The 5,526-nt window shown below is 73.8% G+C and carries 4 protein-coding genes; 1 reads left to right on the forward strand and 3 read right to left on the reverse strand.

Annotation, left to right across the window (positions count from 1 at the left end; all coding sequences use genetic code 11):
- Positions 1-449 precede the first annotated feature (449 nt).
- Entirely contained in the window at positions 450-1,883 is a 1,434-nt protein-coding gene (locus ACWEQL_RS40520) for a CCA tRNA nucleotidyltransferase (protein WP_452156328.1), read from the forward strand.
- Between the two features lie 90 nt (positions 1,884-1,973).
- Here the strand turns inward: ACWEQL_RS40520 and ACWEQL_RS40525 are convergent, their stop codons facing one another.
- From ACWEQL_RS40525 to ACWEQL_RS40535, 3 genes are all read right to left on the reverse strand, one after another.
- Complete coding sequence (locus ACWEQL_RS40525; protein ID WP_452156322.1) at positions 1,974-3,053, reverse strand: LppU/SCO3897 family protein; 1,080 nt, start codon at positions 3,051-3,053, stop codon at positions 1,974-1,976.
- 30 nt (positions 3,054-3,083) lie between these two features.
- On the reverse strand, positions 3,084-3,794 hold the full coding sequence (locus ACWEQL_RS40530; protein ID WP_452156324.1) for an LppU/SCO3897 family protein: 711 nt from the start codon (positions 3,792-3,794) through the stop codon (positions 3,084-3,086).
- Between the two features lie 101 nt (positions 3,795-3,895).
- Positions 3,896-5,254 carry an MFS transporter gene (locus tag ACWEQL_RS40535; RefSeq protein WP_452156326.1) on the reverse strand — a complete coding sequence of 453 codons (1,359 nt, stop codon included), beginning with the start codon at positions 5,252-5,254 and terminating at the stop codon, positions 3,896-3,898.
- Positions 5,255-5,526: the final 272 nt, after the last annotated feature.

Raw genomic sequence — 5,526 nt, forward strand, 5'->3', positions numbered from 1 at the left:
GTGCGGCGCCCGCGCGCGGCGTGCCCGGGGGCGCGCCCGGGCTCTGCGTACGCTTGCGGGGCCCGCCCCGGGCCCGGGTGACGTGCCGGCTCGACCACGCGCTTCGCCCTCGCCGTTCTCGATCGTCGCTGCTGCTCGATCGCTTGATGCCAGATGCTGCAATGCCGTACGGGCTGGAACCACCAGCCGTGGGAACGCGGCCGTCCGTGCGCCGGCCGGCCGTGGTGGTACGTGGCACGGCGACCCGTCTCCCGTGCCGGGGACCCGCTCCACCGGCATGGTAACGACGTGGCCGGACGCGCGGTGCCGGGGGCCGGGGGATGAGCCGCCGCGGAAACGCGCGGGCAGCGGGGCTGCCCGGGCACGTACCCTTGTGAGCCGTGTCCACTGCCAATGAGTCCACCGCCCACCAGTCCAGCGCCCATCATTCCAGCTCCGTCACGCAGGTCGTGCCGGGCCTGACCCAGGCGCAGACCCTGGGCCTCCAGGAACTGCTGCGGGTCTCCCCGGTCGCCGACGAGATCGCCCGCCGTTTCCAGGCGGCCGGCCACCGGCTGGCGCTGGTCGGCGGCTCGGTCCGGGACGCCCTGCTGGGACGGCTCGGCAACGACCTGGACTTCACCACGGACGCCCGCCCGCACCAGGTCCTCAAGCTGGTCAAGGGCTGGGCGGACGCGGTCTGGGACGTCGGCATCGCCTTCGGCACCGTCGGCGCCCGGAAGGACACCCCGGAGGGTTCCTTCCTGATCGAGATCACCACGTACCGCTCCGAGGCGTACGACCGCACCTCGCGCAAGCCCGAGGTCACCTACGGCGACACCATCGAGCAGGACCTCGTCCGCCGGGACTTCACCGTCAACGCGATGGCCGTCGACCTCCCCGGTCGCGGCTTCGTCGACCCGCACCACGGGCTGGAGGACCTGGAGGCCCGGGTGCTGCGCACCCCCGCCACCCCCGAGGAGTCCTTCTCCGACGACCCGCTGCGGATGATGCGCGCCGCCCGCTTCGCCGCCCAACTGGACTTCGACCCGGCCCCCGAGGTGGTCGAGGCGATGACCGCGATGGCCGAGCGGATCACCATCGTCTCCGCCGAGCGGGTCCAGGCCGAGCTGAACAAGCTGCTGCTGGCCGAGCACCCGGTGAAGGGCCTGCGGCTGCTGGTCGACACCGGCCTCGCCGGGCACGTGCTGCCCGAGCTGCCGGCGCTGCGCCTGGAGCGCGACGAGCACCACCGCCACAAGGACGTCTACGAGCACTCGCTGACCGTCCTGGAGCAGGCCATCGACCTGGAGCAGGACGGCCCCGACCTGACCCTGCGGCTGGCCGCCCTGCTGCACGACATCGGCAAGCCGCGCACCCGCCGCTTCGAGTCCGACGGCCGGGTCTCCTTCCACCACCACGAGGTGGTCGGCGCCAAGATGACCCGCAAGCGGATGCGGGAGCTCAAGTACTCCAAGGAGCTCACCGAGGACGTCTCGCGCCTGGTCGAGCTGCACCTGCGCTTCCACGGCTACGGCGGCGGCGAGTGGACCGACTCCGCGGTGCGCCGTTACGTCACCGACGCCGGCCCATTGCTGGAGCGCCTGCACAAGCTGACCCGCTCCGACTGCACCACCCGCAACCGGAAGAAGGCGGCCGCGCTCTCGCGCACCTACGACGGTCTGGAGGTGCGGATCGGCGAGTTGCAGGCCCGGGAGGAGCTGGACGCCATCCGCCCGGCGCTGGACGGCAACCAGATCATGGAGCTGCTCGACCTCAAGCCCGGTCCGATGGTCGGCAAGGCGTACAAGCACATGCTGGAGCTGCGTCTGGAGCACGGCCCGCTGGAGCACGACGAGGCCGTCGCCGCGCTGCGCGCCTGGTGGCAGGCCCAGCAGGGCTGAGCCCGCCGCCGGCACGGCGAAGGCGCGGTACGGCGAAGGGGTGGACCGGTTCTCCGGTCCACCCCTTCGCCGTCGACGGTCCCGGCGCTCTCAGGACGCGGCGCCCTTGGCGGACAGCGGCGCCAGGCAGAGCACGAAGCTGCTCGCGGTGGTCCCGCCGTCGCGGCGGAACCAGATCTCCGCGTCCGGGTACTTCTCGCAGGCGTTCTGGCCGTCGGTGGCGCCCGGCACCTTGGCGACCACCTTGTACTGGGCGCGCGGGTCCGAGCAGTCCAGCACGCTCAGCCTCGGGTTGGGGTCCTTCGTCCCGGAGGCGCCGGTCTGGTTCTCGTTGCGCAGGCAGTCGCCCGCCTTGGCCCGCTCGACGTCGCCGCCCGGCCGGCTCGGGGTGGCCGAGGGCCGGGGCAGCGGGGAGGTGGTGATCTCCGGGATCGGCGGCAGCGAGAACGAGGGCATCGAGAAGGTCGGCGCAGGGAAGCTCGGCACGGTCACCGTGGGCAGCGCCCGCGGCTGGTCGTACGAGCTGTGGCCCCGGTCGCCGGAGCCTGCCAGCGCGCCGGTGGCGATCAGGACGATCATCGAGGTGACCGAGATGACCGGCAGCACCAGCATGAAGATCTGCGGCCGCTTGGTCAGCGGCACCCCGGGGTCCAGCTGCGGCCCGTGGGTGCCGGGCACCGGCGGGGGCAGCTGCTTGATCCGGTTGTACGCGGCGAGGTTGCGCAGCAGGGTGGCCGGCGCGAAGAACGCCGACAGGAAGCCCCACCAGCCCAGCACCAGGGTGCTGGCCGACATGTCACGCACCAGCGCGGTGCCGCAGGTGCGGCAGAACGGCCCCGGCTGCTTCAGGAACCGCATGACCACGATCAGCCCCTGGTGGGCCCGGACGCTGGTGTCCACGGCGGGGAACCCGCCGCAGACCCGGCAGACCGGGCCGCCGGGCTGGCCCGGCCCGTAACCCGGGCCGTGACCCGGGTCGGGCGCGTGGCCGGCGGCGTACGCGGGGCCGGGGCCGGGGACCGGCGCGGTCGGGTAGCCGTAGCCGGGCGGGCCCGGCGGCTGCGGCTGCGCCCCGGCCGGGACGGCGCCGTACGGGCTGCCGGTGGCGTACGGGTTGTCACCGCCGGGCGGCGGCGCGCCGTACGGGACCTGGGGAGGCGGAACGGACATGGATCCCCCGGGGACGGTGGTCGAGACGGGTCAGGGCTTCTTCGTCAGGGTGGGGCTGGGCACCTTGGCCGGCGTGGTGCCGGGCACCTTGGCCGGCGTGGCGCCCGGCGACACCGGGCCGAGGCAGAGCACGTACCGGGTCTTGTTCTTGCGCCCGCCGCTGCGGCCGGAGATCGAGGCGGTGGTGCCGGGGGTCTGGGCGCAGCGGGTGGTGTCGGTGGTCCCGGTGTGCTTGGCCAGGACCTTGTGGGTGGCCCCGGCGTCACCGCACTTCACCACGTCCGCGTCGCTGCTGCCGGAGACCTTCACGCAGTCGCCGACCTCGGCGCTGCTGACGCTCGGCCCCAGCACCAGGTAGCCGATGCCCAGGGCGCCGGCCCCGAGCACGCCGCCGACGATCTTCAGCTTGGTCTTGCCGCTCATGCCCTTCTTCGCGGGCGCCGCCGGGCCGGTGGGCTGCGGCGCGTACGGCTGCTGCTGGCCGTAGCCGGGCTGCGGGGCGCCGTAGGGCGCGGGCTGCTGCTGCCCGTACGGGGGCTGCTGGCCGTACGGCGGCGCGGCCGGGGCCGGGGCGGGAGCGGCGGGGTATCCGTAGCCGGGCGGGGCCGGCGGCTGGCCGTAGCCCGCCGGGGCCGGCTGCGGGGCACCGTACTGCGGGGCCGGCGCGCCGTACGGCTGCGGGGCCTGCGGGTAGCCGTACTGGGGCGGCTGGCCGTACGGATTGGGCGGCGGTGTGCTCATCAGATCCCCCGTGGATACGTGCTGTCGCTGTGACAGATCTGACGTACCTTAGCGACTCGCACGGACCGTCCCGGCCCGAGGTCGGGCCCGGCGCCGGAGGATCAGGGGTTCGACGGGCCTTCCGCGGGGCCGTGCGGGGCGCCTCCGGGTGGTCCCCCGCGGCGGGCCGCGCGGGCGTACGCGGCCGCGGCCAGCGCGTACACCAGGGAGACCCCGGCCACCACCGCCACCGACCGGCCGGACAGCGGCAGCACCAGCGCGGTGACCAGTGCGGCGGCCACGAAGGCCACGTTGAACAGCACGTCGTAGATGGCGAAGACGCGGCCCCGGTAGTCGTCCTCCACCGACTCCTGCACCACGGTGTCGGCGCAGATCTTGGTGCCCTGGGTGACCACGCCCAGCAGCAGCGCGGCGATCAGGCAGGGGACCAGCGAGAAGGTCAGGCCCAGGGCCGGCACGAACACCACCGGTGCCACCAGGCAGGTCGTCATCCAGCCGGCCAGTCCGAGCCGTCGGGTGCACCACGGGCTGATCAGGGCGGCCAGGAAGAAGCCGGCCGCGGAGAGACCGACCGCCTGGCCCAGGGTGACCAGGCCGGCCGAGGCGTCGGAGGGGTCGTTGAAGGTGTAGCGGGAGAGCATCACCACGACCACGATCAGCACGCCGTAGCAGAACCTGGCGGCGGTGACGGCGGCCAGCGCGTGCACCGCCGGCCGGCAGTCACGGACCAGGTGCCGCACGGCGGCGCCCAGCTCCCGGGCCGCCTGGCCGATCGCCCGGTGCAGCGCGGGGTGTTCCTTCCGGTGCTCCGGCCCGAGCAGGTCCCGGTCCATCCGGACGGCGGCCAGCGCGGCGGAGAGGTAGAGCAGCGCGGCGACCGTCACCAGGGCGGCGTCGGCGCGGGGGCCCGGGTCCATCACCTGGTGCAGCAGGAAGCCCATCCCCGCGCCGGAGGCGGCCGCGACACTGCCCAGGGTCGGGGAGATCGCGTTGGCGGTGACCAGCTGCTCCTGGGCCACCACCCGGGGCAGCGCGGCGGAGAGGCCGGCCAGGATGAAGCGGTTGAGCGCGGTGACCAGCAGCGCCGAGCCGAGGAACAGCTCGGTCGGGGCCTCGGCCAGCAGCAGGGCCGCGGTGACCAGACCGAGCCCGAAGCGGGCCAGGTTGCCGAAGTACAGCACCTGACGGCGGCGCCAGCGGTCCAGCAGCACCCCGGCGAACGGGCCGATCACCGAGAACGGGAGCAGCATCACCGCGAGCACCGAGGCGATGTCGGCGGGGGAGGACTGCTTCTCCGGGGAGAACACCACGTAGGCGGCGAGCGAGACCTGGAAGACGCCGTCGGAGAGCTGGGACAGCACCCGGGCGGTCAGCAGCCTGCGGAAGTCACGCCCTCGGAGCAACCCGAGCAGCGTGGCGCTACGCGCGGACTGGGTGCTGCCGTTCTCCGTGATCGCCACCCGCCCAGATTGCCATGGAACGGCTCCGTGTTTCACGTGAAACATCGGCCGGGAAACGGTGAAGGGCCCACGGCCGTCGGCCGTGGGCCCTTCACCGCTGTCGGACGGTCAGCTCAGCGCGCCGCGCTCAGCGATCGCCGCTCCGCGCTCAGCGCGCTGCGCCGGACGGTCGCGAGTTTCGCTGCGCTCAGCGCTCAGCGTCGGACAGTCGCGAGTGTCGCTGCGCTCAGCGCTCGACCTCGCCCTTGATGAACTTCTCGACGTTCTCGCGG

The sequence above is a fragment of the Kitasatospora sp. NPDC004240 genome (genome assembly GCF_053603215.1).

Excerpts from the sequence above, each read along its gene's own strand:
- ACWEQL_RS40525 (WP_452156322.1), bottom strand. The coding sequence starts at position 3,053 with ATGTCCGTTCCGCCTCCCCAGGTCCCGTACGGCGCGCCGCCGCCCGGC.
- ACWEQL_RS40530 (WP_452156324.1), bottom strand. The coding sequence starts at position 3,794 with ATGAGCACACCGCCGCCCAATCCGTACGGCCAGCCGCCCCAGTACGGC.